Source organism: Acidobacteriota bacterium (assembly GCA_016196065.1).
Lineage (GTDB): Bacteria > Acidobacteriota > Terriglobia > Terriglobales > Acidobacteriaceae > Acidiflorens.
Genome location: JACPYL010000010.1, coordinates 1,275,166 through 1,301,532, shown reverse-complemented (window position 1 = coordinate 1,301,532; position 26,367 = coordinate 1,275,166). Strand labels below are relative to the sequence as shown.

At 56.7% G+C, this 26,367-nt stretch carries 24 protein-coding genes; 9 read left to right on the top strand and 15 right to left on the bottom strand.

Going from position 1 to position 26,367, the window contains the following annotated elements:
• Positions 1 to 105: 105 nt before the first annotated feature.
• Positions 106 to 966: a DUF1080 domain-containing protein gene (locus tag HY010_08700; protein MBI3475798.1), complete on the top strand. Its 861-nt coding sequence runs from the start codon at positions 106 to 108 to the stop codon at positions 964 to 966.
• Here the strand turns inward: HY010_08700 and HY010_08695 are convergent.
• Together HY010_08695 and dnaE are read right to left on the bottom strand one after the other, a co-directional pair.
• Positions 963 to 1,922, bottom strand: coding sequence for an acetyl-CoA carboxylase carboxyltransferase subunit alpha (locus tag HY010_08695; GenBank protein MBI3475797.1), 960 nt, complete (start codon positions 1,920 to 1,922; stop codon positions 963 to 965). The two genes, HY010_08700 and HY010_08695, sit on opposite strands and share 4 nt — an antisense overlap.
• A gap of 157 nt (positions 1,923 to 2,079) precedes the next feature.
• Positions 2,080 to 5,595, bottom strand: a complete 3,516-nt coding sequence (gene dnaE / locus HY010_08690; protein MBI3475796.1) for a DNA polymerase III subunit alpha — start codon at positions 5,593 to 5,595, stop codon at positions 2,080 to 2,082.
• 147 nt (positions 5,596 to 5,742) lie between these two features.
• Here dnaE and HY010_08685 point away from each other — a divergent pair, with 147 nt between their 5' ends.
• On the top strand, positions 5,743 to 5,985 hold the full coding sequence (locus HY010_08685) for a hypothetical protein (GenBank protein ID MBI3475795.1): 243 nt from the start codon (positions 5,743 to 5,745) through the stop codon (positions 5,983 to 5,985).
• A 5-nt stretch (positions 5,986 to 5,990) separates the two neighbouring features.
• On the opposite strand, the gene HY010_08680 is transcribed toward HY010_08685, so the two are convergent.
• On the bottom strand, positions 5,991 to 7,619 hold the full coding sequence (locus HY010_08680) for a CCA tRNA nucleotidyltransferase (protein ID MBI3475794.1): 1,629 nt from the start codon (positions 7,617 to 7,619) through the stop codon (positions 5,991 to 5,993).
• Between the two features lie 251 nt (positions 7,620 to 7,870).
• Between HY010_08680 and HY010_08675 the strand changes: the two genes are divergently transcribed.
• Complete coding sequence (locus HY010_08675; protein MBI3475793.1) at positions 7,871 to 8,398, top strand: hypothetical protein; 528 nt, start codon at positions 7,871 to 7,873, stop codon at positions 8,396 to 8,398.
• A gap of 3 nt (positions 8,399 to 8,401) precedes the next feature.
• Here HY010_08675 and HY010_08670 read toward each other — a convergent pair whose 3' ends face one another.
• Positions 8,402 to 9,058, bottom strand: coding sequence for a hypothetical protein (locus HY010_08670; protein MBI3475792.1), 657 nt, complete (start codon positions 9,056 to 9,058; stop codon positions 8,402 to 8,404).
• Between the two features lie 315 nt (positions 9,059 to 9,373).
• Here HY010_08670 and fliB point away from each other — a divergent pair, with 315 nt between their 5' ends.
• A complete protein-coding gene (fliB, locus tag HY010_08665; protein MBI3475791.1) occupies positions 9,374 to 10,600 on the top strand; it encodes a flagellin lysine-N-methylase in 1,227 nt (408 codons plus the stop codon).
• An 82-nt stretch (positions 10,601 to 10,682) separates the two neighbouring features.
• Entirely contained in the window at positions 10,683 to 11,687 is a 1,005-nt protein-coding gene (gene lpxD / locus HY010_08660; protein MBI3475790.1) for a UDP-3-O-(3-hydroxymyristoyl)glucosamine N-acyltransferase, read from the top strand.
• A gap of 4 nt (positions 11,688 to 11,691) precedes the next feature.
• Here the strand turns inward: lpxD and HY010_08655 are convergent, their stop codons facing one another.
• The 9 genes from HY010_08655 to HY010_08615 form a co-directional block, all read right to left on the bottom strand.
• Positions 11,692 to 12,405, bottom strand: coding sequence for a 1-acyl-sn-glycerol-3-phosphate acyltransferase (locus HY010_08655; GenBank protein MBI3475789.1), 714 nt, complete (start codon positions 12,403 to 12,405; stop codon positions 11,692 to 11,694).
• 9 nt (positions 12,406 to 12,414) lie between these two features.
• Positions 12,415 to 13,836, bottom strand: coding sequence for a UDP-N-acetylmuramate:L-alanyl-gamma-D-glutamyl-meso-diaminopimelate ligase (mpl, locus tag HY010_08650; GenBank protein MBI3475788.1), 1,422 nt, complete (start codon positions 13,834 to 13,836; stop codon positions 12,415 to 12,417).
• A 65-nt stretch (positions 13,837 to 13,901) separates the two neighbouring features.
• Entirely contained in the window at positions 13,902 to 14,849 is a 948-nt protein-coding gene (locus HY010_08645; protein MBI3475787.1) for an LD-carboxypeptidase, read from the bottom strand.
• Positions 14,850 to 14,861: 12 nt separating this feature from the next.
• Positions 14,862 to 15,629 (bottom strand): diaminopimelate epimerase, encoded by a 768-nt coding sequence (gene dapF / locus HY010_08640; GenBank protein MBI3475786.1) that lies wholly within the window; start codon positions 15,627 to 15,629, stop codon positions 14,862 to 14,864.
• 20 nt (positions 15,630 to 15,649) lie between these two features.
• Positions 15,650 to 16,354, bottom strand: a complete 705-nt coding sequence (locus HY010_08635; GenBank protein ID MBI3475785.1) for an MgtC/SapB family protein — start codon at positions 16,352 to 16,354, stop codon at positions 15,650 to 15,652.
• 72 nt (positions 16,355 to 16,426) lie between these two features.
• Positions 16,427 to 18,100: a hypothetical protein gene (locus tag HY010_08630; GenBank protein ID MBI3475784.1), complete on the bottom strand. Its 1,674-nt coding sequence runs from the start codon at positions 18,098 to 18,100 to the stop codon at positions 16,427 to 16,429.
• Positions 18,101 to 18,194: 94 nt separating this feature from the next.
• A complete protein-coding gene (locus tag HY010_08625; GenBank protein MBI3475783.1) occupies positions 18,195 to 19,118 on the bottom strand; it encodes a sugar kinase in 924 nt (307 codons plus the stop codon).
• 132 nt (positions 19,119 to 19,250) lie between these two features.
• The gene (locus tag HY010_08620) at positions 19,251 to 20,111 is read right to left on the bottom strand and encodes an S-methyl-5'-thioadenosine phosphorylase (protein ID MBI3475782.1); all 861 of its coding nucleotides are present in this window, start codon (positions 20,109 to 20,111) and stop codon (positions 19,251 to 19,253) included.
• Positions 20,112 to 20,245: 134 nt separating this feature from the next.
• Positions 20,246 to 21,685 carry a hypothetical protein gene (locus HY010_08615; GenBank protein ID MBI3475781.1) on the bottom strand — a complete coding sequence of 480 codons (1,440 nt, stop codon included), beginning with the start codon at positions 21,683 to 21,685 and terminating at the stop codon, positions 20,246 to 20,248.
• A gap of 86 nt (positions 21,686 to 21,771) precedes the next feature.
• Between HY010_08615 and HY010_08610 the strand changes: the two genes are divergently transcribed.
• On the top strand, positions 21,772 to 22,401 hold the full coding sequence (locus tag HY010_08610; protein ID MBI3475780.1) for a class I SAM-dependent methyltransferase: 630 nt from the start codon (positions 21,772 to 21,774) through the stop codon (positions 22,399 to 22,401).
• Positions 22,402 to 22,423: 22 nt separating this feature from the next.
• Here the strand turns inward: HY010_08610 and HY010_08605 are convergent, their stop codons facing one another.
• Complete coding sequence (locus HY010_08605; GenBank protein MBI3475779.1) at positions 22,424 to 22,741, bottom strand: hypothetical protein; 318 nt, start codon at positions 22,739 to 22,741, stop codon at positions 22,424 to 22,426.
• 6 nt (positions 22,742 to 22,747) lie between these two features.
• Positions 22,748 to 23,818, bottom strand: a complete 1,071-nt coding sequence (locus HY010_08600) for a 3-isopropylmalate dehydrogenase (GenBank protein ID MBI3475778.1) — start codon at positions 23,816 to 23,818, stop codon at positions 22,748 to 22,750.
• A gap of 69 nt (positions 23,819 to 23,887) precedes the next feature.
• On the opposite strand from HY010_08600, the gene HY010_08595 reads away from it, so the two are divergent.
• The 3 genes from HY010_08595 (at position 23,888) to HY010_08585 (ending at position 26,335) form a co-directional block, all read left to right on the top strand.
• Positions 23,888 to 24,907 carry a folate-binding protein YgfZ gene (locus tag HY010_08595; GenBank protein ID MBI3475777.1) on the top strand — a complete coding sequence of 340 codons (1,020 nt, stop codon included), beginning with the start codon at positions 23,888 to 23,890 and terminating at the stop codon, positions 24,905 to 24,907.
• 70 nt (positions 24,908 to 24,977) lie between these two features.
• Positions 24,978 to 25,562 (top strand): DUF1844 domain-containing protein, encoded by a 585-nt coding sequence (locus HY010_08590; GenBank protein ID MBI3475776.1) that lies wholly within the window; start codon positions 24,978 to 24,980, stop codon positions 25,560 to 25,562.
• Complete coding sequence (locus HY010_08585) at positions 25,562 to 26,335, top strand: MBL fold metallo-hydrolase (GenBank protein ID MBI3475775.1); 774 nt, start codon at positions 25,562 to 25,564, stop codon at positions 26,333 to 26,335. Before HY010_08590 ends, HY010_08585 begins: the two co-directional genes overlap by 1 nt.
• The last annotated feature ends 32 nt before the right edge of the window (positions 26,336 to 26,367 follow it).

Genomic DNA, 26,367 nt, shown 5'->3' with positions numbered 1-26,367 from the left:
GGCGGGCATTCCTCTCGCCGTTCTCAGAGCTTGGACAGAGCCATCGGCATATCGATTCGATATACTTGGGGCTCTGCACCCGCCACTCCGAAAGGAACATTCCACGTGCGAACAAAAGTATGGACAATCGCAGCCGTCCTTCTGCTGACAGGGTTGGTCTCCGCGCAGGAAGCCGCATCGAAAGCGGATAAGGCTGACTGGATTCAGTTGTTCAACGGAAAGAACCTCGACGGATGGACCGTCAAGATCGCCAAGCACAAAGTTGGGGACAATTTTGGAGACACGTTTCGAGTGCAAGACGGGCTGCTCAAGGTTGCCTACGACAAGTACACAACGCTCGACGGCCAGTTCGGCCACCTTTTCTACAAAGATAAGTTCTCTTACTACCTGGTTGCCGTCGAATATCGATTTGTCGGCGAGCAAGTCAAGGGCGGCCCCGAATGGGGATACCGCAACAACGGAATCATGGTCCACTCGCAATCCGCGGACAGCATGGGATTCGATCAGGACTTCCCTGTTTCAATCGAGGTGCAACTGCTCGGTGGCGATGGGACGCACGACCGTCCGAACGGAAACGTGTGCACGCCGGGAACGAATATCGTGATCGATGGCGCACTCTACACTCCCCACTGCTACGAACACTTCTCTGCCAAGACGTATCACGGCGATCAATGGGTAAGAGTCGTAGCGGAGGTGCTCGGATCCGAGCGCATCACGCACTTCGTTGAGGGGACCAAGGTTTTGACCTATACCAATCCGCAATTGGGTGGCGATCTTGGGACGCCGGAATTCGCCAAAAGAGCGGGCGAACTTCTAAACGAAGGCTACATCGCATTGCAGGCGGAGAGCCATCCGACCGAATTTCGGAAAGTGGAAGTGCTCAACCTGGTGGGGTGTATGGACAAGAAGGCTTCCAACTACAAGCCCTACTTCGTGAAGGCCGACAGCGGTTCGTGCAAATACTAGGCTTCGACCTGGTAGAACTGCGCCATGTTGCGGAACTTCGCATACCGCGCATTCAAGAGGTCGGTGACTGACAACCGTTTGAGTTCCGTCAGCTTTTGCTGCAGCACCGCGTCGAGCAAGTCAGCTGCCTGCGCATGGTCTGTATGTGCGCCGCCCGGAGGCTCCGTCACAATGCCGTCGATGATTCCGAGATCAGTAAGATCGTTGGGCGTAATCTTCATTGCGGCTGCCGCAATGTTTCGCTTGGACGGATCACGCCACATGATGGACGCACAACCCTCCGGCGAAATTACTGAATAGATGGAGTTCTCCATCATGAGGACGCGGTCTGCCACGGCAATTGCGAGCGCACCGCCACTGCCGCCTTCGCCCGTGATTGTGGTCACGATCGGCACTTCGAGCCGCACCATTTCACGGAGATTGTAGGCGATAGCTTCCGCCTGTCCGCGCTCTTCCGCGCCTAGTCCGGGATACGCACCGGGAGTATCCACGAACGTGAAAATCGGACGGTGAAACTTGGCCGCGATCTGCATCGCCCGCAACGCCTTGCGGTAGCCTTCCGGATTTGGCATCCCAAAATTGCGATACACCTTTTGCTTGGTGTCGCGTGCCTTCTGGTGTCCGACGATGAGTACTTCTTCGCCGTGAAAACGGGCCATGCCGCACACAATGGCTGGGTCGTCGGCGAAGCCGCGATCGCCGTGAATCTCGCTGAAATCGGTAAACATGCGCTCAATGTAATCGAGTGTGTAAGGCCGCTGGGGATGGCGTGCCATCTCGGCTCGCTCCCAGGGATTCAGATGGGACGACACTTCACGGCGCAGGTCATTCACGCGATCGTGCAGTTGCTGAACCTGCCGGCGTGTTTCCTCATTTTGACCTTCGAGCGCTTGCAGGCGCTCAATCTGCTGCTCGATCTTGCTCAGTTCCTGCTGCGCTTTGAGTCCAGAATCCATCGTCACTACATTCCCATTCCTGCGGACGCGATGCGCTTCCACAATCGAGAGCAGAAATTCGGTTCCCACAATAGCGGGATTTCCCGCACTGTCCTCGGATTGTTCCGCTCGCACTATTTTCGCTCTTTTCAATACCGAACCTGTTAACGGGCAGGGATCAGTTGATAACACGCACGCTGCCGCGCCCGCACAGCTCTTCCACGCGGCCAATGAAGTTCCGGTCCGGCATCACATTATAGCCTTCGGCTTCCATCACCACCATGAAATCGCCCTGCCGCTCGATGTCAAACAACACTTTCGCCTCCCCGGCCCGTTCTCGGAACAGACTGTGCAGAGCGCCCACCGTGTCTTCGGACGCACTTTCCAGCGGCACGCGGATACGGAGTGCCTTGGGGAGCGGGACTTTGGCATCGTCGAGCGCGATGATCTCGTTCACTGTCAACTTGGCGTTGGCGCCATCCTCAACTCGCACGCCGCCGCGAATCAGGACAGGGACTTCGAGCTTCGACTTCTCGCCGAGTTTGCGGAACGACTCCGGGAAAATCAGCAACTCGACCTTGCCGAACATGTCTTCCAGCCCGCCCTGGGCCCACAGTTCACCGCGCTTTGACTTAGCGACGCGCAAGTTGGTGATCAACCCTGCAGTTGTGATGTTCTCGTCCTTGCCGGTCGACCGCTTCATCGCATTGATGTCTTCGGTCGACAACGCATTCAGATCGCTGAGCTTGTCTTTGTATTTTTCCAGCGGATGTCCCGTGATAAAGAATCCGAGAATTTCTTTTTCCGCAGCCAGCCGGGTGTGCTCGTCCCAATCGGGAGTGTCAGGGAGCGCGTTGTTGTCGTGAGGCGCGGGTTCGTCAGCGAATACTCCGAACAAACCATGCTGTCCAGATTCTGCATCGCGCTGCGATTTCTGGGCCCGGTCAATCGCTTTATCGAGTGACTGCATCAACGGAGCACGACGGCCGAGAGAATCCATGGCACCGCTCTTGATCAGAGACTCCACTACGCGTTTGTTGAGCAAGCGCAAATCCACTTCTTCACAAAATTCAAACAGGGATTTGAAATTTCTTCCCAGTTTCTTGCGCGCTGCCACAATCGACTCAATCGCATTTCCGCCGACGTTCTTCACGGCTGCCAGTCCGAAGCGGATCGCAGCACCATGAGGAGTAAAGTTTGCATCGCTGACGTTGATATCCGGTGGCTCGACCGCAATCCCCATTTCACGGCACTCGTTGATGTACTTCACCACGTCATCGGTGCTGCCCGTTACCGAGGTCAACAACGCCGCCATGAACTCGACCGGATAGTGCGTTTTCAAGTACGCCGTGTGATAAGCCAACAGTGCATATGCGGCAGAGTGCGACTTGTTGAACCCGTATCCGGCAAACTCCTTCATTAAATCGAAGATCTTCTCGATCTTCTTCGCGGGAAATCCGCCCTTGACCGCGCCTTGCGCAAAACGCTCGCGCTGTTTGGCCATTTCGTCGGCATCTTTTTTGCCCATGGCCCGTCGCAACAGGTCGGCTTCACCCAGAGAGTATCCGGCGAGTCGGTTGGCGATCTGCATCACCTGTTCCTGATAGACAATGACACCCAGCGTCTCGGCAAGAATTTCTTTCAACTCGGGGAGTTCGTATTCGACCTTACGGCGACCATGCTTGCGTTCGACGAAATCATCGATCATTCCGCCCTGGATTGGCCCGGGACGGTACAACGCGTTCAGTGCCGTGAGGTCTTCAATCGAATTCGGACGGTAACGCCGCAGCACGTCGCGCATGCCGTGCGATTCAAACTGGAACACGCCGGACGTAAGTCCGCTGTGGAAGACCTTTTCGTAGGTCGTCTGATCTTCGAGCGGGATATCTTCGAGCGTGAACCGCTTGGTGTGGGTACCATCGCCCCCGTCGGTGCCATGCGCCTGCGCGATCAACTTGATCGTGTCATCAAGAATCGTCAGCGTCGTCAGCCCAAGGAAGTCCATCTTGAGCAGGCCCATCTTCTCGATCGCCACCATGTCGAAGGCGGTAACAATTTCGTCGTTTTTCGTTTTGTGCAGAGGCACCAGTTCAATCAGCGGCCTCGGAGAAATCACCACTCCCGCTGCGTGAACGCCGGAATTGCGAACCATCCCCTCCAACTTGCGGGCGGTATCCAGCAACTGGCGCACCTGCGGATCCTTTTCGTAGGCCTCCTGCATTTGCGCGGATTCCTTCAGCGCATCTTCCAGATGGATATTGAGCGTGGTCGGAACCATCTTGGCGATGCGGTCCACGTCCGCGTATGGCATGTCCATGGCGCGCCCGACGTCTTTGATTGCAGCCTTCGCGGCCATCGTGCCAAACGTGATGATCTGAGCCACGTTCTCGCGACCGTATTTCTCTGTGACGTACTGAATCACTTCCCCGCGCCGGTTCATGCAGAAATCGATGTCGATGTCAGGCATCGAAATACGTTCTGGATTCAGGAAACGCTCGAACAGAAGCGCGTGCTGCAGCGGGTCAATGTCCGTAATACCGAGTGAGTATGCGACCAGCGCACCTGCCGCCGATCCACGGCCCGGTCCCACCGGGATGTTGCGCTCTCGGGCATAGCGAATGAAATCCCACACAATCAGGAAATATCCGGAAAACTTCATCTGCTGGATGATCGCCAGTTCGCGTGCCAGTCGCTGTTCGTAGTCCGATAACGGATGCTTCAACCGGCCTTGTTCGGACAATCCGCGCAAAACTTCCAGCCTGCGAGCAAAGCCTTGTCGGGTGACATGCTCGAAGTAGCTGTCAATCGTGAAGCCGTCCGGCACTTCGAAGTGCGGAAATGGAGTCGGAATCTTTTCCAGTCGCAGGCTGCATCGCTCGGCGATGTCGAGCGTTCGCGTCAGCACTTCGGGAGTGTCTTTGAACACGCGGTACATTTCGTCCCGGCTCTTGACGAAGAACTGCGTGCCTTCAAACTTCATCCGGTTGGTTTCCTGAATGGACTTCCCGGTCTGAATACACAACATCACGTCTTGCGCGTGGGCATCTTCCTCGCACAGATAGTGGCTATCGTTGGTGGCGACCATCGGCAACGCGAGGTCTTTTTCCAACTGGAGGAGTCCCGCACGAATGCGGTGTTCCTGCTCCAATCCCTGGTCCTGAATTTCAAGGAAGAAATTCTCTTTGCCAAATAGATCGCGATACGTGGCTGCCGCCTGGCGTGCAGCGTCGTAGTTGTTCTCCATCAAACGCTCGGCGACTTCACCTTTCAGGCAGCCGGAGAGTGCGATCAGTCCCTTGGAGTGTTCCGCGAGAAACTTCTTGCTGACGCGAGGCTTGTAGTAGAAACCGTTCAGCGAAGCTTCTGAAGTGATCTTGACCAGGTTGCGGTAGCCTTCTTCATTTTCGGCCAGCACCAGCAAATGGTTGTAGGTGTCGTTGTCGGGCGGAGTGCGCTTGATGTTGTGATCGTCTTTTTTGCAGACGTAGAGTTCGCAGCCGACGATCGGCTTCACGCCCTCTTTGTGTGCGGCGTTCACGAAGTGCACGGCGCCGAAAATATTGCCGTGGTCGGTCATCGCGACCGCCGGCATGCCCATTTCCTTGACGCGCTGGGCTAGCTTTTCGACGTCGCAAGCGCCGTCGAGCATGGAATAGTCGGTATGTAGGTGGAGGTGTACGAATTGCTCATTCATGCGGGAACAGGACCTGGGCCAGACATTCCCTCTATTCTATCGACTCAGCGGGGATGCGCAACGCCGCAGAATGGTGCAACTTCGGCCACCGACGCGGCCAGTGATACGATACTCGCAATGAGAATGTCGGATCAAAATCGCGGAGCCATGGCTCGTAGGAGAGCGAAATCAGGCACGCCTTCCCTAGGCCCAAAGAAACGCCAGCCGCGTTTCGTGACGTGTGTCCGCAACGATGTAAATCCGGCCGCGTTGAAGTTGCGCAAGGACTATGAAGTTGTCCCCGACGGCAAGGCCACCAAGAATCATATGATCAGGGTCGTGGACGAGTTGGGCGAAGACTATCTCTACCCGGAAGCGTACTTCGTGGCCGCAAAGAAGTCCGCGCGCTAACCGGACTAATGTTTCTTCTTCGCCGCTTTCGCCGGTGACTTGCTCTTCGCTTTGGCGGCTTTGGAGGCTGGCGCCTTATGGGCGGGCTTCGCAGCCTTGGCCGGGGCCTTCTTGGCAGCTACTTTTTCCGGTTTCGCTGGTGTCGGAGCCTTTTCCACCTTACCTTTGACCGCGATAGCGGCTTTCGGCGCAACGGCTGGCTTCGCGGGAACAGCCACAGGCGGCACAGCCACAACGGCAGCCTTCCCTTTACCTTTGCCCGCTTTCACAGGTGCAAGCGGAACTGCGGGAGTTGCCGCGACTGCAGCTGCTTTACCCCGTCCCCGTTTTGCCGGGGGCGGTGGTGGAGGCGGAGGTGGCGGCGGCGCGAGCGGTTTCAGGTACTTCAAAATTTCCGTCCGCGACCGTAGCTTGCCATCGAGCAGAAGCAGGAACACATCATGCGCTATCTTCGGATACGCCGGCATCTGCGGCGTGATGTGCAGTTCCGTCATCTCGAGCAGTGGCACCTTCTGCTGTACCTGACGCCACTTAGTGAAGAAGTTCTTGATCTTCAACTGCACAGCCTGTTGTCGCGCCGTGATCGAGAGGAACAAAATCATTTCGGGACGCGCCGAAGAAAGCAACGTCCACGTCCGCGACGGAGTGGCCGCCTCTTTTCCCGACAGCCGCTTGGCCAAATCTTTCGCGTGATCTTCCAGATCCTTCCAGGCCGCAACCAGATCCTTGCGGGGGATCGCCTTTCTAATGTCGGCGACATCTTTGTCCCCTAGTCTCGCGGTCAGGAAATAGAGTACGGCGGGAGCGACATCCGGCGTGTATCCGAGATCATTCATCTGCTGACGAGTCTTCATCAGCGCGCTCAACCCGGCGGTATCCGCCTTGGCTGAACTCCAGTGATCGTTCAAGATCTTCAGCCACCCCTCTTTTTCGTAAACCTTCAGGATGTTGACGGGATCGTCTTCATAAGCAATCTGCTCGATCTCATGACCGATCGCCACGCTGCGTATGTATTCGATGTAGCCGTTTTCTTTGGCGGCGTCATAGCGCTGCTGGGTACGCTCTTCCATCGGCCAATGAAAGCGAGCCGCAAAGCGCGTCGCCCGGATCAGTCGTGAAGGATCTTCAAGGAACGCATAGTTGTGCAGCACGCGAACCAGCTTGGCTTCGATATCGGCCGCGCCATTGAACGGATCCATCAGCAATCCGCGCGAGCCCTCGTTCAGCGAGAGCGCCATCGCGTTGACGGTGAAGTCGCGACGCCTGAGGTCTTCGATAATCGTGGCGGGAATGATTTGCGGCGGCTTGCCAGTCTTTTCGTAGCGCTCGGCCCGTGCCATGGCAATCTCGGCACGCACGTTGCCCGGCAGGGTCACCAGGAGGGACTTGGTTTCATCGTCCGCGTGGCCGATGACCGCACCAATGCGTTCCAGTTCTTTCTGGAGTTTGAGGGCGTTGCCCTGCACCGCAAAATCCAAATCACGGATCGGAAAACCGGTAATGATGTCGCGAATTGCGCCGCCCGTAAGATACAGGTTCATGTCCGCCACTTTGGCGGCTTCCTGTACGAGGGCGACAGCTTTTTGCTGGTCCGGCGAAAGCCGGGTCTCCAGGGTGTAGATGTAATCGGCCATGCCTTCCTAGTCGCCGCGCCGCGGGCTGGAACGGTCTTTATTCACAAGTTTTCCACAGGCGGGCACAATGGGCCTGTTGAGACTGCCCGACCAGCAGAATCTAACTCTTTCTAGAGATTAGACTTATACAAATAGCCCTATATGACGGCAAGCTACAGAAAATAACACAAAAGTTTACCGTTTGGCTACTACGAACGGACAATCTCGCCTATTTCCCCAGGAAAGTGCGAGAATTCAGCGAAGCCTTTCTCTTGGCGGAAAAGATCCCGGTCTGTCCGTCGGTAGGAAGTGTGTCTCCAGCCCACATGTCGTCGACGCATAAGAAAGTCATCGTCCGCAAGTCCGACCGCGACTCGGTCAACGGGTTCGTCGCCCCAGCGAACTTCGTGGTTGAAGGCAAGCTGGAGTTACTCAATACCACCGGTAACGTGGTCGCCATCGATCTGCGAGACATCAAGGCCGTCTACTTTGTCCGCGAGTTCACCGACGATGTGATGAACCGGAAGACGTTCACAACCCGGCCACGGACCGAGGGCTTGTGGGTTCGGCTGAAGTTCAAGGACAATGACACCCTCGAAGGCGTCATGCCCAACGACCTGACCCAGAATCCCGATGAAGGATTCCTGATCAACCCTCCCGACCTGCGTTCCAATACCCAGCGCGTATTCGTGCCCCGCGTCGCGCTTTCGGCAGTGACTGTGATCGCAGTGATCGGTGCGGGCAAGCGTCGCCGCAAAGGCGATCCGGACACGCGACAAGTCACCTTGTTCGAGCCCTAGCCCCTAGCATCCGTCCCAACCAATCAGTGCCATGAAAATGCTGACGGGTATCCATACGGGTGCCAGCAGAATGATTTCGGCCCATTCCGCGGGCTTGACACCGCGTACTCCCGCGATGCTCCGGTCGTTGTACTCGGCTTTGGCGTTATGCTCCGCGACGTCGACCGGAAGGCCGACCGATAGTTCTTGGGGATATGAAATGCCCTCGCGGCTTACGACCTGAAAGTGCAGCTTCGCCTTCAACACGTAGTGACCAACCGGGACATCGGGAGTGGACCGAACCTTAAATCGAAATCGCAGGTTGCCGCCATCCGGTTGCAGAACTTGGAACGGCTTGTGGTCGAACGAGAACATCTCTTCCCGCAAGTCGGGGTAGTGCACCCGCGAAATGCGAAAACCTTCCATGGGCTCGATCTCCAGCCGTGTTGGCATCAAGCGCGAGTCCCTGCCATCGGGACGCCCCAGCGAGACTCTCTGGGACGCACTCAGACTCACCTCGGCATACTCTTCTGTTCCTTGCCGCAGTTTTTCGTACTCAGAACTGGATCTGATATTGAGTTGTAGTGGGCCAACGGTGGACCGTGACAACTCCTCAAACGTCATGACTTGTGCATTGGCGACCGCCGTTGACAAGATCAGGGCGAAAAGTGAGCTTCTCATGTGCTCCTCCTGAACGCGGTTATGCAACGGCAATTCGTCCGAGGCAATGCACCCTGTCTCAATCGGAAATCATTCTTCAATTCAATTTGTTTTCAAGAACCTGCGGACCGTCATCAACTGCGAAGTTTTGATTCACCTTCCACACTCCGGAGTAATCCTCGCGGATTGCCCTGCGCCCAGGTTGGCATGAGAGATGCTCTCCTTGCAGCGAAGGCACCTCCGCATTCTCATCTGGCTCCAATGTAGGAGTGTCTTCGTGCCGGCAAGGCGACGTATGGGTGTACTTGCCAACCTGGCTACTCGAAGGAGTCGACTGTGTCGGACCTGCAGCCCCGTTACGACAAAGAATTCCGCTGTATTGGTCCCGAGTGTGAGGACTTGTGTTGCCGTGTCTGGAATGTCTTTATCGACAAGGCGACGTACGACAAATACCAGTCCATCCCGAAGTTGCGCCCGCTGGTCGATGCGCACCTTGTGCAGATCACGAAAGCACAAACCAATTCCAAATTCGCCCAGATCAACTTTCCTGCTCCGGCACATACCTGCCCGTTTCTTGCTGAAGATCAATGGTGTGGAATTCACAAAGAGTTCGGTCCCAGCTACCTGTCGCCAATTTGTGACACCTATCCAAGGGTGCAGGAAACACCAGAGGGGATCACGACGAAGCCTTTGTACTTGTCCTGCCCGGAAGCGGCACGGCTGATCCTGTTCCAACCAAACTTCGTGGAGTTTGAGCGGAACACCAACGACGACCGACCCAGGCTCCAACAATTCTTGCGGATGGCTGACCAGCCGCAGAAGAATAATGGCACCGCCCGCAAACACTTCTCAAACGCTCGGACATTCGCCTTGCTGCTGATCCACGATCGTTCCTATCCACTCTGGCAGCGGCTCTTTCTCCTCGGACTGTTCAGCAAGCGGCTCACGGAAATCTTCGCCGCCAAGCAGTTTGAACTTTTGCCGCAAGTCTTCACCGAATATGCCCAGATCGTCAAGAATGACCGGCTCCGTCCGGTAATGGAAATGGTTCCCCAGCAAACACCGGCGCAACTGAGTGCCGTGATTCAAGCACTCCACCGATTGCAGACCGAACATGCAGGATTTCCCCGCATTCAGGACTGCATTCGAGACTTCATGAAGGGCATTCAGTACGACGCCAGCACACCCATCGAAACCATGTCCTCCACCTATACGGAGGCGTACGAGCGCTATTACCAGCCTTTTATCGAGAGGCATCCCTTCCTTATGGAGAACTACCTCTCCAACTACATCTTCCGTACTCAATTTCCAAGCGGTCCCGTCCCCGAAGGTGAGCCCAACAATCCCACCACCGCCTACTTCCTGATGTGTCTGCAGTATGCGGTGATCAAAGGCGCACTGATCGGCATGGCTGGACATTATCGCGAGGCATTCGGAGCTGAGCATGTCGTGAAGCTGGTGCAGAGCTTTTCAAAATCCGTGGAACACTCTTCGATGTTCCTGCGCGGCGTGAATCACGATCTGACCGGCGCCGCTGGGATGGCACTACTACTCAAGAACTAAGGCTCTCAATGTGACGCCGTAGTCCGCAGCATTACCCCCGCCGGCATTCCGATACAATCTTCCTGCTTACCAGTGGACTCCTATGAAACTTTCTCAGCTCTCCCAGGCGCTTGGCACGAAGATTGAAAACGGCTCTCCCGACGCGGAAATTCAGGGCGTTGCAGGCATTGAGCAAGCCGGTCCCGGCCAGCTTACGTTCGTCTCCAACCCAAAATATGCAGCGGCGGCCAAGACTACGAAAGCTTCCGCCGTGATTGTTGCCGAGGACTTCCCTGCCATCCCGACCGCGATGCTGCGCAGCAATAACCCATACCTGGCGTGGGCAAAAGCTCTGGCGCTGTTCCACCAACCGCCCCACTATGCTCCCGGCATCCACCCCACGGCGGTGGTCCATCCCACGGCGAAGATTGGCAAGAATGCTCACCTGAGTCCGTACGTCGTGGTCGACGAAGGAGTTGAAATCGGCGACAACGCCGTATTGCTGGCTCACGTCGTGATTTACCGGGGAGCAAAGATTGGCAGCAATTTTTTCGCGCATGCGCACGCCATGGTACGGGAGTTCTGCGAGTTAGGGGACAACGTCCTTCTGCAGAACGGAGCGATCATCGGCTCGGACGGCTTCGGCTTCGCCAAGGACGACGTGGGACATTGGCACAAGATCGTTCAGCCGGGAAAAGTCGTCATCGAAAACGATGTTGAAGTGCAAGCCAACGCATGTATCGACCGGGCCAGCGTCGGCGAGACTCACATCGCGCGCGGCGCCAAGATCGACAACATGGTCCATATCGGCCATAGCTGCACGATTGGCGAGGACACGCTCCTCTGTGCACAAGTGGGTCTGGCTGGGACTACCGATGTCGGAAAGAATGTCATCCTCGCCGGACAAGTTGGAGTTGCGGGGCACTGCACCGTCGGCGATGGAGTCATCGCCATTGCCCAGAGCGGTATCCCACACGATGTGCCGGCCGGAAAGATGATCAGCGGGGCACCAGCAATCGATTTCAAATTGTGGCTGAAATGTTCAGCGATCTATCCCAGGTTGCCGGAGATTGCCAAGGCAGTGCGGAAAATTTCAGAGCGGGAGTAGCCTTCTACGGCGCGGATCGCAATGCTTCGGGCAGCCCGCTGTCGATGACTTCCCGCACTTTCGCCATCAGACATTCTCGATCGCCGAAGTCCGCCGGCTCGATGGGTGCGTGAAACTGAACGGTCACCGTTCCCGGCTGGATGGCAAAGCGCGCTTTCGGCATCACTTCTTGCGTGCCCGAAATCGTGATCGGCACGACCGGCACCTTGCATTCTTCCGCCAGATAGAACGGCCCCTTCTTGAAACCCAACAAGCGGCCATCGAAGGAGCGTTTTCCTTCGATGTAGATGGTCATGTTGAGCCCCTGCTGGATTGCTTTCACCGCTTCGCGCACGGCTGAGATTCCGGCGTCGCGATTTCCGCGATCAACCGGAACGAGCGAGCCGATCGACATGATCTTGCCCAGGATTGGATAGCTGAACAATTCTTTCTTCACCATCACGGATGTACGTCGCGGGATCAGCGGCAGCGTGATGGGTGGATCAAGGTTCGAGATGTGATTCGACATGAAAATGTAGGTCCGTGTCGGATCAATCTTCTCCAGCCCAATCGTTCGTACTCTCACGCCTGCAATGCGCACCCCCGTAAAGGCGGCCCACATGCACATGCGATAGAGAAAGCTCACGTCTTTCGTGAGGTAGGTCCATGGAAATCCGAGCAGCGCCGCCACCGGCAGAGCCGCGGTCCAGAACGCCAGCATGAGGATTGTGCGAAACATGCGGTTGGCTTACGCCCCGCCACTCAACTTGCGCAAGCGTTCGGGCAGCTTCTCATAAATGCCGCCGAAGCCGCCATTCGAGAGGATCGCTACCACATCGCCGGATCGTAATTGCGGGGCAATCGCAGTAACGATGGCGTCGGCATCGGGCATGATCTTTACGATGCGCCCCTTCTTCTGAATCTCGGCGGCAACCTGATTCAGGTCGAGGCGCTCGGCTTCCGGAATGGCTTCCGACTTGAAAACGTTGGCGATGATCACTTCATCCGCCAACGCGAGGCTACTAGCGAGCGCGTCCTGAAGAACATTGCGGCGCATGGTGTTCGAGCGCGGCTCGAGCACCGCCCACAAACGTGCTGAAGGATATCGCGCACGCAGCGCACGCAACGTCTGCTCGATGGCAGTTGGGTGATGCGCGAAATCGTCGATGATGGTGACGCCTTTTACTTCCGCTTTCACTTCCAGCCTGCGCCTGACACTTTGAAATGTTCGCAGGGCTTCGGCGATGACTTCTTTCGGAACTCCATAGTCAGCAGCCATCGCGGCCGCTGCCGTCGCGTTCCAGACGTTGTATTCGCCTGCCAGCGGAAACTCGAATTCCGCCCAGGGCCGTCCTTCACAAAGAACGGTCCAAGATGTCTTGGTGGTATCGAACTTGAGGTTCGCAATCTGCCACGTCGCGCGTTCGGTGGAGCCGTAGCGCTCCAGCGGACAAAGCGATTTTTCCAGGCAGCGATTCACGCTGTCCCCGGTATCAAACGCAATAATCCTGCCGCGCCGCGGAATCAGGTTGACGAGACGCTTGAATGCAGTCTCCACCGCGTCCAAATCCTTGTAGATATCCGCGTGGTCGAACTCGATCGACGTGAGGATGACTGCGTCCGGAAAGTAATGCAGAAATTTCGGGCCTTTGTCGAAGAACGCAGTGTCGTATTCGTCGCCTTCGAGGATGAAGTAGCGTCCGTCGCTCAGGCCGAAACTGCTGCCGAAGTTTTCGGCGATCCCACCAATCAGAAATGAAGGCTGCAAATCAGCGGTCTTGAAGATCCACGCCAACATCGATGTGGTCGTCGTCTTGCCGTGCGTACCGGCGACGACCAGTACTTCCTTCCCAGCTAGAAATTCGTCATGCAGGATTTGCGGCAGCGAACAAAACGGAATGCGTTCGTCGAGTACATGCTCCAATTCCACGTTCCCGCGTGAGATTGCATTACCCACAACCACCAGATCCGGACGAGGAGCCAGATTCGTTTCAGCGAAGGGCTGAGCCAGCGGTATATTGAGCGACGCCAGAAACGTCGACATCGGCGGATAAGCCGCAGCATCCGAGCCAGTGACATGAAATCCGCGCTGCTTCAGCATCCCCGCCAGCGACGCCATCGCCGTGCCGCAGATGCCGATCAAATGAATGTGTTTTGGATTCGCTTTCATTTTGAATCTTAGTAAGTGTAGCGGATGTAGCCGGAAGTCCTTTGTGACTTCCGTGTCGCTTGTGTTTAGGCCTTTTCCGTAGCTGATTCAAGAATTCGCAGCGTGACGTCGTTTCCAACCGCCAGCCGCGCCCGAACCCCAATCGGCAGCGTAATGTTCGCACGCGAAACATGCCCTGACCGCATCCCGAATGCAATCGGAATCCCAAGGTCGCCCACGACGCGCAGGATAACTTCTTCGAGCGTGTAGCGTTGGTCTGCACTCTGGCGGCAATCCTGCATTTCGCCGAATATGATTCCGCGCACATTTTTCAACTTTCCCGCCAGCTTCAGATGCATCAGCATGCGATCGATCTGGAACGGCTTCGCCGCAATATCTTCCAGGAACAAGATTGTCCCGTCAGTATGAATCTCGTACGGAGTACCCAGCGACGAGACCAGGATCGAAAGGCATCCGCCGTATAGAATCCCCTCCGCTTCGCCCGCCACCAATGGCCGTGCGTCGGACTCTCCGATCTCCCACTCGCTCTCCCCGTTGACAGCGCCTTGCCACGACGGGAAATCAACACCATCTTCTACGGCGAAATCTTTGGTGACCATGGGCCCATGAAACGTCACGATCCCGGTTGCATCGGCAACGTAGGTCAGCAGGCTCGTCAGATCGCTGTAGCCAACAAAAATCTTGGGGTGAGAAGCGATCTTCCTCATATCGAGGGCATTCAACAAGTAATTCGACCCGTAGCCGCCGCGAGCACACACAATGGCGCGCACATCATCCTGCAGGAACATGGCTTCCAGTTCCCGCGCCCGGCGTTCCACCGAACCAGCGAAATACAGATCCTGATCGAGGATGGAATCAAAGTAAAACGGCTCGTACCCGAGGAAGGTCAGTTCGTCGCAACCGCGCTCCAGCAAATCCTGTTTGATGTTTGACGCGGGGGCGACAATACCCACCTTATCCCCGGGACGGAGCGCCGGAGGCTTGATTCGCGGGAGTGGCGAGTGCGAGGCCATGCTGTTTCGATCTTAAACGAAGAATTCTCCCCGACAGACCAGTGTCGCCGGGCCGCGCAAAAAAACACTGCCTTCCCAACGAACCGTTTGCGTCCCCCCAGGTGCTGTGACACGCACCGGAGACGAAACTCGCTTGCCGGCAATCGCCGCAATGGCCGATGCGCAGGATCCCGTGCCCGACGACAATGTTTCGCCCACGCCGCGCTCGAAGAGTCGAATATCGATTTCATTCGGTCCGCGTACAGCGACATACTCGACATTGGTCCCGTGCGGGAATTCAGGTTGCGCTGCAATCTGTGCCGCTAGCCGTTGCCAGCCTTCTTCGAAACTGTCCACAAAGATCACAAAGTGGGGATTCCCCATTGAGACCTTAGTTCCAACCAGTCCCCCAATTGCAATCGTGGTTTCTCCATCCACGACGGGCGCGCCCATGTCAGCTTCGAATTCGAATGTTGCACTCTGCCGTCCAGTGAGGCGGCATGCCTTTGTCCCGGCTCCGGTCAGAATCGTTACGTCGGTTTTGCCGGTTTGCGAACTGAGCCAGGCGGCAACGCAACGCGTGCCATTGCCGGAGACTTCTGCCTCGGATCCATCGGCATTGAACAACTGTGCTCGAACATCGGCCGTGGAATCGGGAAAGAGCCACTCGACTCCGTCGGCGCCGACTCCGTTATGCCGATCGCAGAGGCGGCGGCTGATCTCGCCCATGTTGCCGGACACCGCCGCACCTTGCACAATCAGAAAATCATTGCCACAAGCTGCAGCCTTGGTAAACGAAATGGTCTGTGGAGAAGACGAGGTCATTCGTGTTCCGTGCTGCCGACAGCCTTTACGCTGCCGAACACGTTCGATTCGTGCAATCGCAGAGTCAGCAGATTCCGATCCTCACTTCCGGCGTCGACTCCAAAAGTGAGTCGAGTATGACCGTCTGCCGAGGCGAGATGTACATTCTGCATCGTCAATTTTGCATCTTCCAGAATGCGGTTTACTTCGCGCAGCATCGCTTCCACGTTCGTGCCGGTAGCTTCATATGTTGTCAATGCCGTCTTGATCGCGAAGTCGCGCTCCAATTTTCCGAGCACGGCCAGTGCCATCAAAATCAGCACCGTCGCAAAGACCGCGGTGATATACAAACCGCCGCCGACAGCCATCCCGACCCCCGCTACCACAAACAGCGTCGACGCTGTGGTCAAACCAGTCACCGAGCCGCGCGAATGCAGGATGGAGCCCGCGCCAATGAAACCAATACCCGGAATGATCTGCGCCGCAATGCGCGCGCTGTCCGCTTCCGTTCCCGCCAGTTGTCTTGAAAGGACCGTAAACATCGCCGCGCCGAAACAGATAAACATGTTCGTCCGCAGCCCCGCCGGCTTATGGCGCAACTGCCTTTCCAAGCCGATCAATCCGCCGAGGATCGCCGCCACCAGCAATCGCACCAGCGTAGACGAGAGCACATGCCCCATCTCGTGGAATATCGGGTCCATCATGGAATGGAGCGTCGGCATAGGCTGAAACCAATTTTGAGCGGATTCTATCACCGCAACGCACCCCTATTTACGTAACCTGCGCCTGCTGGGTTAACGCGATTGATTCAGGACCTTGCCCACCGCATAGATGCGTGCGCTCGGTTGTCCAGATGCATGAATCTCTTTGTAGAGGGTAAGCCCAGCTCGATTGACGGCTTGATCCACGGCATCGCCTTCATAGGCGATCACAAAATCCACATGACGAGAGGGGTCAGCCAAAGCTAGCTCCCACAAGCCATCAGGGTCAGAAGGCCTTTTCCACGGACGATGATTCCCCTCGTTAATAACTTGCCGCAAAGGCACTCCCGCCTGTTGAAATGCTCCGACATGATCGCCGATATACATAAGGTATCGCGCATCCCGCGGAAGCATAGCGATGGATCGGGACACCGAAGATTCCAGGGCCAGTTTGGTGCGCGAGTTGACCCATGCCTCCGTGAAGCAGAGAGGCTGCGTGTGCCAAACGGAGAAGTAGCTCAACGCAAGGATCACCAGCACCGTTACCGGCCCTGGCAACGCCTGCCAATGTTTTCCTGCAGCAATTGCACGCACGACGCCGGGGAGAACATCGAAAGCAACGAACGCTCCCGAAATCGCGAAGAGCGGCAGCAACTGCACACCATAGCGCAGGTTGTACCAGGTGAACGGCCACCAAGTCGGGAGAAAAAGCGGGACCCCACTGTAGGCAATGGAGAGAGCGTAAAAGACGAGTGGCACCGCCAGCAGGAGAAACAAAAGTCGAACACGAAGTTGAGTTGCGGCGTAGGCGCCGGCCAGTGCGATCAGGATCCAGATCCTGCCCCAATTCCCTTCCGCCATATTCAGCTGCGCAGACTTCAGAAAGAAACTGCCCGCTGTGATCACGTTGCCCGCACCGGGATGGGCGGGATATCCGGGCTGCGCCGTCTTGCGTTCGATAGCCTTGGCGGAATAGGGACCGTTCGCGAACTCCAAAGCATTGCCATACACCGCCGCGTTGTAGCCAAGCCACAAGATAGGGGCAACGGCGATAGCCAGCAAAAATTTGAATGCTGTTGCTCGGAACTTACGATCCTGCCAGCGTCTGCGCAGAAGAACCAACATCGACGTCCCAACTACTGCACCAAGAAACCATCCGTCGTAGCGCGTAAGTTCGGCACCGGCGAGGCACAGCGCACAGCGATACAGAGAGCGCTTGTATTGATTGGCCTGGATCGATTCGTCCGCTGAAAGTCGCAAGAACGCCGCGAAGTACACTGCTGCCCATATGAACAATGCGAGATAGAGCGGTTCCGTCATCGCAGTCGCCTGGAGATAGAGCAGGTTGGGATTAGCCGCGTAGATCAAGGCTGCGAACCATGCTGCACTACCCGCGACCGATCGGGTCCGCTCATGATTCGTGAAGAGGTCACGCGTCAGGCGAAATATTCCGATCACGCCCAGTACATACGCGATCATGGACGGAATCGATCCGCCCAATCCCGTTTGCCACATCCAATCGGAGAAAATGAACGGTAGCGTCAACAGGTGAGGAAGAGGAAGCCAAACGGTTCCCAGCTGCAATAGTCCTGGAGTTTGCGAGTCAAAGACTCGACGCGCGATGTTGATGTGCGCAACCGCGTCGCCGTACAACAGAATCTGTCCGCGCTGAAAGTAGAAGAGAATGGAACCCAAGGACATGGCGGACGCGATCGCCGCGACCAGCTTGAGGTCAGACTCGGACTTGTGTTGGGTCGGAGAATTCACGGCGCGATTACAAAAATCAAACGCAGTATTGCCCAAGAGACATCGCCGGTACGCGGCGATTTAACCTCAGCATTCTGACCTCAAACCTCTGCCCTTATTCCAGGTGCGTCAACTCGCGGAATATCTGAAAGCGAGCGTCAATTTCTTCTCGCGTCAAGTTCTGGAGCCGCTCGGTTCCAAATCGTTCCACCGCGAACGATCCCATCACGCCGCCATAGAAGAGGGCTCGCTTCAACACTTCGCGGTTGACCTCTCCCTGGGAAGCGATGTAACCCATAAATCCACCCGCGAATGAATCTCCAGCGCCGGTCGGATCTTTTACTTCTTCAATGGGTAGGGCCGGGGCACGAAATGGATGACGTCCGATACCAAAGGCGCCTTCCCGGAAGAAAATCGTTGCACCGTATTCGCCGTGCTTCACAACGAGAGCCTGTGGACCCATCGCCAGCACTTTACGAGATGCTCGCAAGAGATTTGTCTCGCCCGCAAGCATTTTGGTTTCCGTGTCGTTAATCAGGAGCACGTTGACCAATTTCAAGGTCTCGGCCAGTTCCTTCGGAGTTCCTTGAATCCAGAAATTCATGGTGTCGCAGCCGGTGAGGCGCACTCCATCCATCTCCACGCGCACAGCTTTTTGCAGCGTGGGCTGAATGTTGGCCAGGAATAAAAACTTCGTGTCCGCGTACTCTTTCGGAATGCGGGGCTGAAATTTTTCGAAGACGTTCAGTTCCGTGAAATCGGTTTTTGCCTCATTCAGGTTGTCAAGATATTGACCGCCCCAGCGGAAGGTCTTGCCCGAAGTACGCTCAATTCCACGTGTATCCACACCACGCTTCTTCAGGACAGTCTCATGCTCGGCCGTGAAATCAGCTCCGACAACAGCAACCATGCGAACGTCGGTGAAGTAACTGGCAGCCAGTGAAAAATACGTAGCCGCTCCGCCAAGAATGTTTTCCACTCGCCCGGAGGGCGTGGCGATCGTATCAAACGCAACCGAACCAACTACCAGTATGCTCATGAGTCTCCAAGGGTAATGTCGATGGTCCATGGTCGCTTGTCGTTGGCAAAGATCACCAAACATGCTTCGCCCCATTTGCTTGGTTGCGAACGACGAACGACGAACGACGAACGACCAACGACCAACGACTGCTTACACGTACTTTCCAACAATCAGCTTCAATTTCTCTTTGGTTGCCGCCGGAATCTTTCCGCGCTCCGTGAGGATGGCATGCGCCAAAGCCGATCCGCACTTACAGGACCTCGTCTTTGGCAATCCCGCAACCGTCGCGCGAACGACCTTCGCCGCATTTTCAGCGTTCTTCACCAGCACGGCGACAATCTGATCCACCGTCACCGAATCATGGTGCGGATGCCAGCAGTCGTAATCCGTCACCATGGCAACCGTGACATAGCAAATCTCGGCTTCGCGAGCGAGTTTCGCTTCCTGCAGATTAGTCATACCGATAACATCCGCGCCCCAACTGCGATAAACGTTGGACTCCGCCTTGGTCGAAAACTGCGGACCTTCCATGCAGACGTATGTCCCGCCCCGCTTGCCATTCACCGCAACGCTTTTGCATGCGCCTTCGACCACGCGAGCCATTTCGCCGCATACCGGATCGCCGAAGCCCACATGAGCCACCAGGCCATCGCCGAAAAAAGTATCGACGCGATGCCGGGTGCGGTCGAAAAATTGGTCGGGGATGACGAAGTCGAGCGGCTTATGCTCTTCCTTCAACGATCCCACCGCCGACACCGACACGATCCGTTCCACGCCGAGTTGCTTGAATCCGTAAATATTGGCGCGAAAATTCAGTTCGGTGGGGAGCAACTTGTGTCCACGGGCATGGCGCGCCAAGAATGCCACACTGCGCCCTTCTAGTTTGCCAAGAATGTAGGCATCAGAGGGCGAACCAAAGGGAGTCTCCTGTTGGACCTCACGCGCATCCGTGAAACCAGGCATGTGGTACAAACCACTGCCGCCGATGATGCCAATCTCCGCTTGCTGCAAGCGCTCTCCTGATGATTGTGGAAGTGACTGCAGAACCCGTGATTATACAAGGTCAGCGCCGAGGGCAGAGGTTAGACGTAGGATTGCAGAGGGCTAAATCCGTACGACGTCATCGATACAAACCCATTTTCCCGCTACTTCTTTTTTTCCGTCGTTCCGTTCCAGAAGTCTTCCGTAACCCGCTTCGTCGTGTCCTGATCCAAACTCTCGCTGATCAATACAGCATCGCCGCGGACTTCGATCACCACTGGTCCTTCTTCCGTCAGCCATGCATGACGGCCGCGCAGCGTGCGCCAGGAATCGACGGGCGGAGCGTTGTCGCTGACTTTGCCATCCGCGCCCAAGGCCCGCGGACGCTGGTAGCGCTGCGCCAGCGCCTTTGCATACACGGCCGCGAACTCGGCAGCCTTTTCGGAACTGGACCAGCGCGAGGCATACAGAAGTCCCAGCGGCGCAGACTTGTCGCCTTTCGGACGACCGGCGAAGTAGTACCCTCCGCGCCAGTGTGGATATAGTTCCCGCGCTTTGTCGCCACCGGCGTACTGCTCCACCAGGACCGCGACATCGAACTCGCCGATCGCGCCGATATCGAAGCGGGCGTAGTTTTTGAAATCCTTATCAAAATCGAGCATTTTGATGGGATCGAGTTTCTCGTGCGCGAGATACGTGTCGGGCTCCATGATCTCGCGCGTACTGTGAGGGGGATTGTTGAGTGCTCCGGCGAATGCCAAGCCTTTCCCTCCGGCTTTCAGCAATGCGGCAGTGAAGTCCATCCCGTAACGATAGGGAAATGTCATCGTGTCTTTCAGAAAAATCGGCGCGCTCTGGAAGGTTGGAGTGTCGGCGGTTCCGACCAGCATGCCTTGCTTCAGGGCGTCGGCAATCTGTGGCAAGTCGAGCATGGTCTTGCCGGTAGGCGCCAGCGTGTAATCCAGAAGCGTCACCATCGCCTGTCCTTCGACCACCGCCTGCCGCGCTGTCTGGACCTCGTCCGTAACGATATCCTCCGGTGAGGGCTCACTCGCGTGGCCGGAATCCGGCACTCCTGCTCGCATCCATTTTTCCAAACCAAAGGACTGGTCCTGCAACGCGTGCGTCAGCTCATGCGCCAGCACTGGACGCTGCACCTCCGCCTCGACCCAATTCAGCAGGTTCACCGTCCTGGTCTTGGGATCGTAGTACCCCGCGACTTGCTCTTTGAGCAGCGCGATCAGGAATGTTTGCAGATCGAAATTGCGAGGCAGCAATCCAAACTTCTTCAGCACGACCTCCGAACGCTGCAGGCGCTGTGTGTCCTTGTCCTCCTTCATGTTTTTCTCTACGAAGGCCTGGACCTCACCGCGGTCCACTAACCGCCGCTTTACTTCATCCTTGATGGGGAGCTTCGTTTCTTCGCTGGCAAACTTCAAGATCTCGTCGACCGACTTGAAGAGATCCGTCGCGTCTTGCGGAGAGATGGTCGTCCCGGGAACGGCAGGAGCGGGTTGCGCAGAGCGGCGGTCGGCGGGAGGCTCGCCCTGGGGACCAGCATCCCCGAGCCCTGCTTGACCCCAGAGCGCGCCCGCAACAAGCATGGGTAGAGCGAGGCTAAGACAGAATCTTCGGGAGCTTTGCGAGAATCTTTTGGCCAGGTCCATGGAATGCGAGTTTATACTTTTCCATGGCCGTCAACCTCTGGAGCCAAACCGAACACGCCCTGGAATATCTCGAACGAGCCGACTCGATTCCTCACCGCACCGAGGGCGAATCGTGTTTGATCGAGTTCCTTACCCCCCGCGTGCGCCGCATTCTCGACTTGGGTACGGGAGATGGGCGACTGCTAGCTCTGGCGAAACATAGACATCCGGAGACGGAAGCGGTCGCAATTGACTTCTCGCCCGCCATGGTAGAAGCCGCCAAGGCGCGCTTTGCCAACGACCGTTCCGTTGTCGTCGTACCTCACAACCTCGATGGCCATCTGCCTGAGCTGGGCAAGTTTGATGCCGTCATTTCCAGTTTCGCAATTCATCACGTTGGTCACGAACGCAAGCGAACCCTCTATTCCGAAATTTATGGATTACTGAACCATGGAGGCGTTTTCTGCAATCTGGAGCACGTCGCCTCCCCGACGCCAAAGCTGCACGATGAATTCCTGCACCGGATCGGAACCACACCCGAAACGGAGGACCCGTCGAACCAGCTTCTGGATGTAGAAATCCAATTGCGATGGCTGCGCGAGATTGGATTCATAGACGTTGATTGTCATTGGAAATGGCGGGAACTGGCTCTGCTGGCGGGTAGCAAGACGTAAGTACATACTCCGCACTGGTGCCTTACATTTTCTCGACAGAAAAAGTGCGAGCGCTGATTTCCAGCCTGGAGTCACCGCCCTCATCGTCTGGCATGTAGGAGTTGGCGAAGTGGAATCGGCGCAATGGCATGACTGCCTCCATTTCGCACAATGCGTAAAGCAGCATGCCTTCGGGGTTGTGCGATACGACCGATTCGACTCCCGCAAATCGAGTGATGTATACGGCACCGCTGTGCCCGACAATCTCGACGCATACTTCCGTGAGGTCCGAGCGAACTACCTTGATAGTGCCATCGTGGAAGTCGGGGTCACCAACATAGGCTCTGAATTTCCCAGTCATTGAGTTTTAGCTCTGCGCCACGCGCTGCGCCACCCAGTCGCCCGCTTCGCGCGTCCCCAACGGTCCGCCGATATCGACCGTGGTCTTCTTCTGGCGCACCGCCTCGAGAACCGCTGCTTCGATCTTTGCCGATTGCGCAGGGAATCCCAGATGCGCCAGCATCATCGCGGCAGTCAGAATCGCGCCGAACGGGTTTGCAATATTCTTGCCTGCGATCGGAGGCGCCGACCCGTGCACCGGCTCGAACATCGACGTCCGGCCGGGATGGAGATTTCCGCTCGCCGCCATTCCGAGCCCGCCCTGCAACCCGGCCGCAATGTCGGTGATGATGTCGCCGAACATGTTGTTCGTGACGATCACATCGAACCCGCGCGGATCGCGGATCATCTGCATGCACAGGGCGTCCACGTACATGTGCTGTTTTTCAATTTGCGGAAACTCGCCGCCGACTTCCTTAAACACGCGCTGCCACAATCCGCCTGCATGGGTCATCGCATTGCTCTTGTCGCAGAGCAGGACGCGCTTGCGAGGCGAGCCGTCTAGCTTCTTATTTGCAACACAATACTCAAATGCATACCGTAGGATGCGCTCCACACCCTTGCGGGTATTGACGTCTTCCTGGATCGCGATCTCGTCCGGCGTTCCCTGTTTGAATACTCCGCCCAGATCGCCATACACGCCCTCGGTGTTTTCCCGGATCACAACAAAATCGACGTCCTTCGGCTCAACGCCTTTGATCGGGCAAAGCGCAGCATCCATGAGGCGGACCGGGCGCACGTTCGCATACAAATCCATCTTGAAGCGCATCCCCAGCAGTATCTCTTTGGCGTGGATGTTGGAGGGCACGCGGGGATCCCCGAATGCACCCACGAGGATCGCGTCGAAATCTCGCGCCAGCATGGCAAAGCCCTCTGGCGGGACAGTCGTCTTGTCGGCCAGGTACCGGTCTGCGCCCCAGTCGAACTCGGTGAACGCCAGGTCGGCACCCACGGCATCCAGTACCCGCACGGCTTGCGGAATGACTTCTTTGCCGATGCCGTCGCCGGGAATTACGGCAATTCGTTTCTGAGTGCTCACCCGCACGAAGATATCAGAATCGGCCTGCGATACCTACCTCGACAGTCCGCTATAATCGTAAGAAGACGCGTGAAAACTGCCTTACAAGACGATTCGAAACTGAGCTCCGTCGAGGGCTCTGGCGACGTCCGCGCGGAATTCAACGCGCTGCTCTCCGGTTGCGGCCTATACGACCTCAGTGATCGCGCCAAGATTGCGCTCTCCGGCGGGGACCGTACACGATGGCTGAATGGCATGATCTCGAACAACGTTCGCGATCTGGCCGCTGGACATGGGGTTTATTCGTTCCTGCTGAATGCGCAAGGACGCATCCAAGCCGACCTCTATGCCTTTAATCGCGGCGAATCGTTGCTCATCGATATGGAGCGCAGCCAGCGCGACAAGGTCTGGGAACTCTTTGACCACTACATCATCGCGGACGATGTCGAAATGACCGATGTCAGCGAGAAGATTGCAGCCATTGGCCTGACTGGTCCCGAGTCACGCGCGGTGCTGGAGCGTGCCGGCATTCCTGTACCAGAACTCTCTTACCTGCAATTTGGGGATGCGCAATGGCAGCAGGCGGCGGTCACGGTTGTGCGGGCGGGAGAAGAAGCGAAAGAATCGTGGCAGGTGTGGGTTGCTCCGGAACATTCCAGCCGACTCTGGGACGTGCTCGTCAAAGCAGGTGCAGATCCGACCAGTGCTGCCGCGCTGAATATGTTTCGCATCTCGCGCGGGATCCCGCAATTTGCTACGGACATTCGCGATCGTGATTTGCCGCAGGAAACCGGCCAGACTCGCGCCTTAAATTTCACAAAAGGCTGCTATCTCGGACAGGAAATCGTGGAACGGATTCGGTCGCGAGGCGCGGTTCATCGACAGTTCACCGCTTTTGCTGTGGAAGGTCCGCTACCGGAACCGAGCAGCAAGATTCTCGCGGATGGAAAAGAAGTGGGCGAAGTTACGAGCAGCGTTGTGCTGCCTTTTCCCGGTGGAGATTTTGCTGCTGCACTCGGATACTTGCGACGCGAAGCGGCGGGAAAAGAAATCACGGTCGGTGATAGCCGCCTGAGAGTTGTACCGGTTCCAATCGTATCCGCATCGTGACCCGTTCGTTGCGGCATTTGTTTACGTGGCACGAGACGCGGCGAGCCGCTTGTCTACGGAGAATTTAACTATGGTCGAACGCAAGAAGGATTCTGAAATCAAGGTTAACGACCGACGCTTATTCACATCGGATGGCGAACTCCGCACCGAAACGACAGAAGAAGTTGCTATCCCGGCAGTCGAAGTTTCTGCTCCGGCTCCAGTCGCGACGTCTCCAGTCGTCACGGTTCCGACGACCCCCGCCGAACCGGTGGCTTCCGACGTGCCGCCATTGCCGAGCGCGAGCGAGCAAAAGGCGCAGCACGATGCCTACCAGCAATCCGCGCGCGAACTGGATGCGCGCGTCGAACAAAGCGGCCACTCGGCAAAGGAACTCCAAGTCAGCTTCGAGCGCTTCATGGCTTCGCTCTACATGACCGCCATGATGCAACTCGGCCTGATGGTGGAGCAGGGTGGCTCGCCGCAGGTGGACATCATCGGCGCCCGCCAGACCATCGACACGCTCAGTATGATGAGCGATAAGACCAAAGGAAATCTCAACGCGAAAGAGCAGGCTTTCATGCAGAACGCGCTCTACGAACTCCGCATGGCTTACGTGGAAGTGACCAACGCGCTCGCGCACCCGCCCAGCCCAATCACAGGAACCAACGGCTGATGAAGGCGACACTGACGGTACTTGGCAGCGGCACGTCGATGGGGGTTCCCACGATCGGCTGCGACTGCGCCGTCTGCCGGTCTTCCGATCCCCGCGACCGGCGCACCCGGCCGTCAGTGATGGTCAGCTACAGCGGGCACAATATTCTCATCGACACGACACCCGACTTTCGCGAACAGGCGTTGCGGGAGAACCTGACCAGCGTCGATGCCGTCTTCTACACGCATACCCACGCCGACCACATTCTTGGGATCGACGATCTGCGGCCTTTGAGTTTCAAGCACAAGCCAGGAAGAATGCCGCTTTTCGCTGACCCGGCTGCGGTAGATTTTCTGCGAAAAATGTTTCGTTACATTTTTGACGCCGACTACAAATTCGGCGGATTGCCCCAGGTGGAAATGAAGCCGATTGAAGGTCCCGTCGATTTGTTCGGGGCGCGTTTCGAGCCCGTAACCGTGATTCACGGAGAAACACCAATCATGGGATTCCGTTTTGGATCGGCCGCGTACCTGACCGATCACAGCGAAGTGCCTGCCGGTTCACTGGACCAACTGCGTGGCCTCGACATCCTGTTTCTCGATGCACTGCGCTACAAACCGCACCCGACGCACTCCACGGTGGAGCAGTCGTTGAAGATTGTTGAAGAAGTGAAACCAAAGCGCGCGTTTTTTACGCACATCTGTCACGACTTGCCGCACGAGGAGACCGATGCATCGTTGCCGACCGGCGTGCAACTCGCTTATGACGGCATGAAATTGGAATTCGAAATTTAATCAGCATTACCGAACGACCAACAACGATCGAC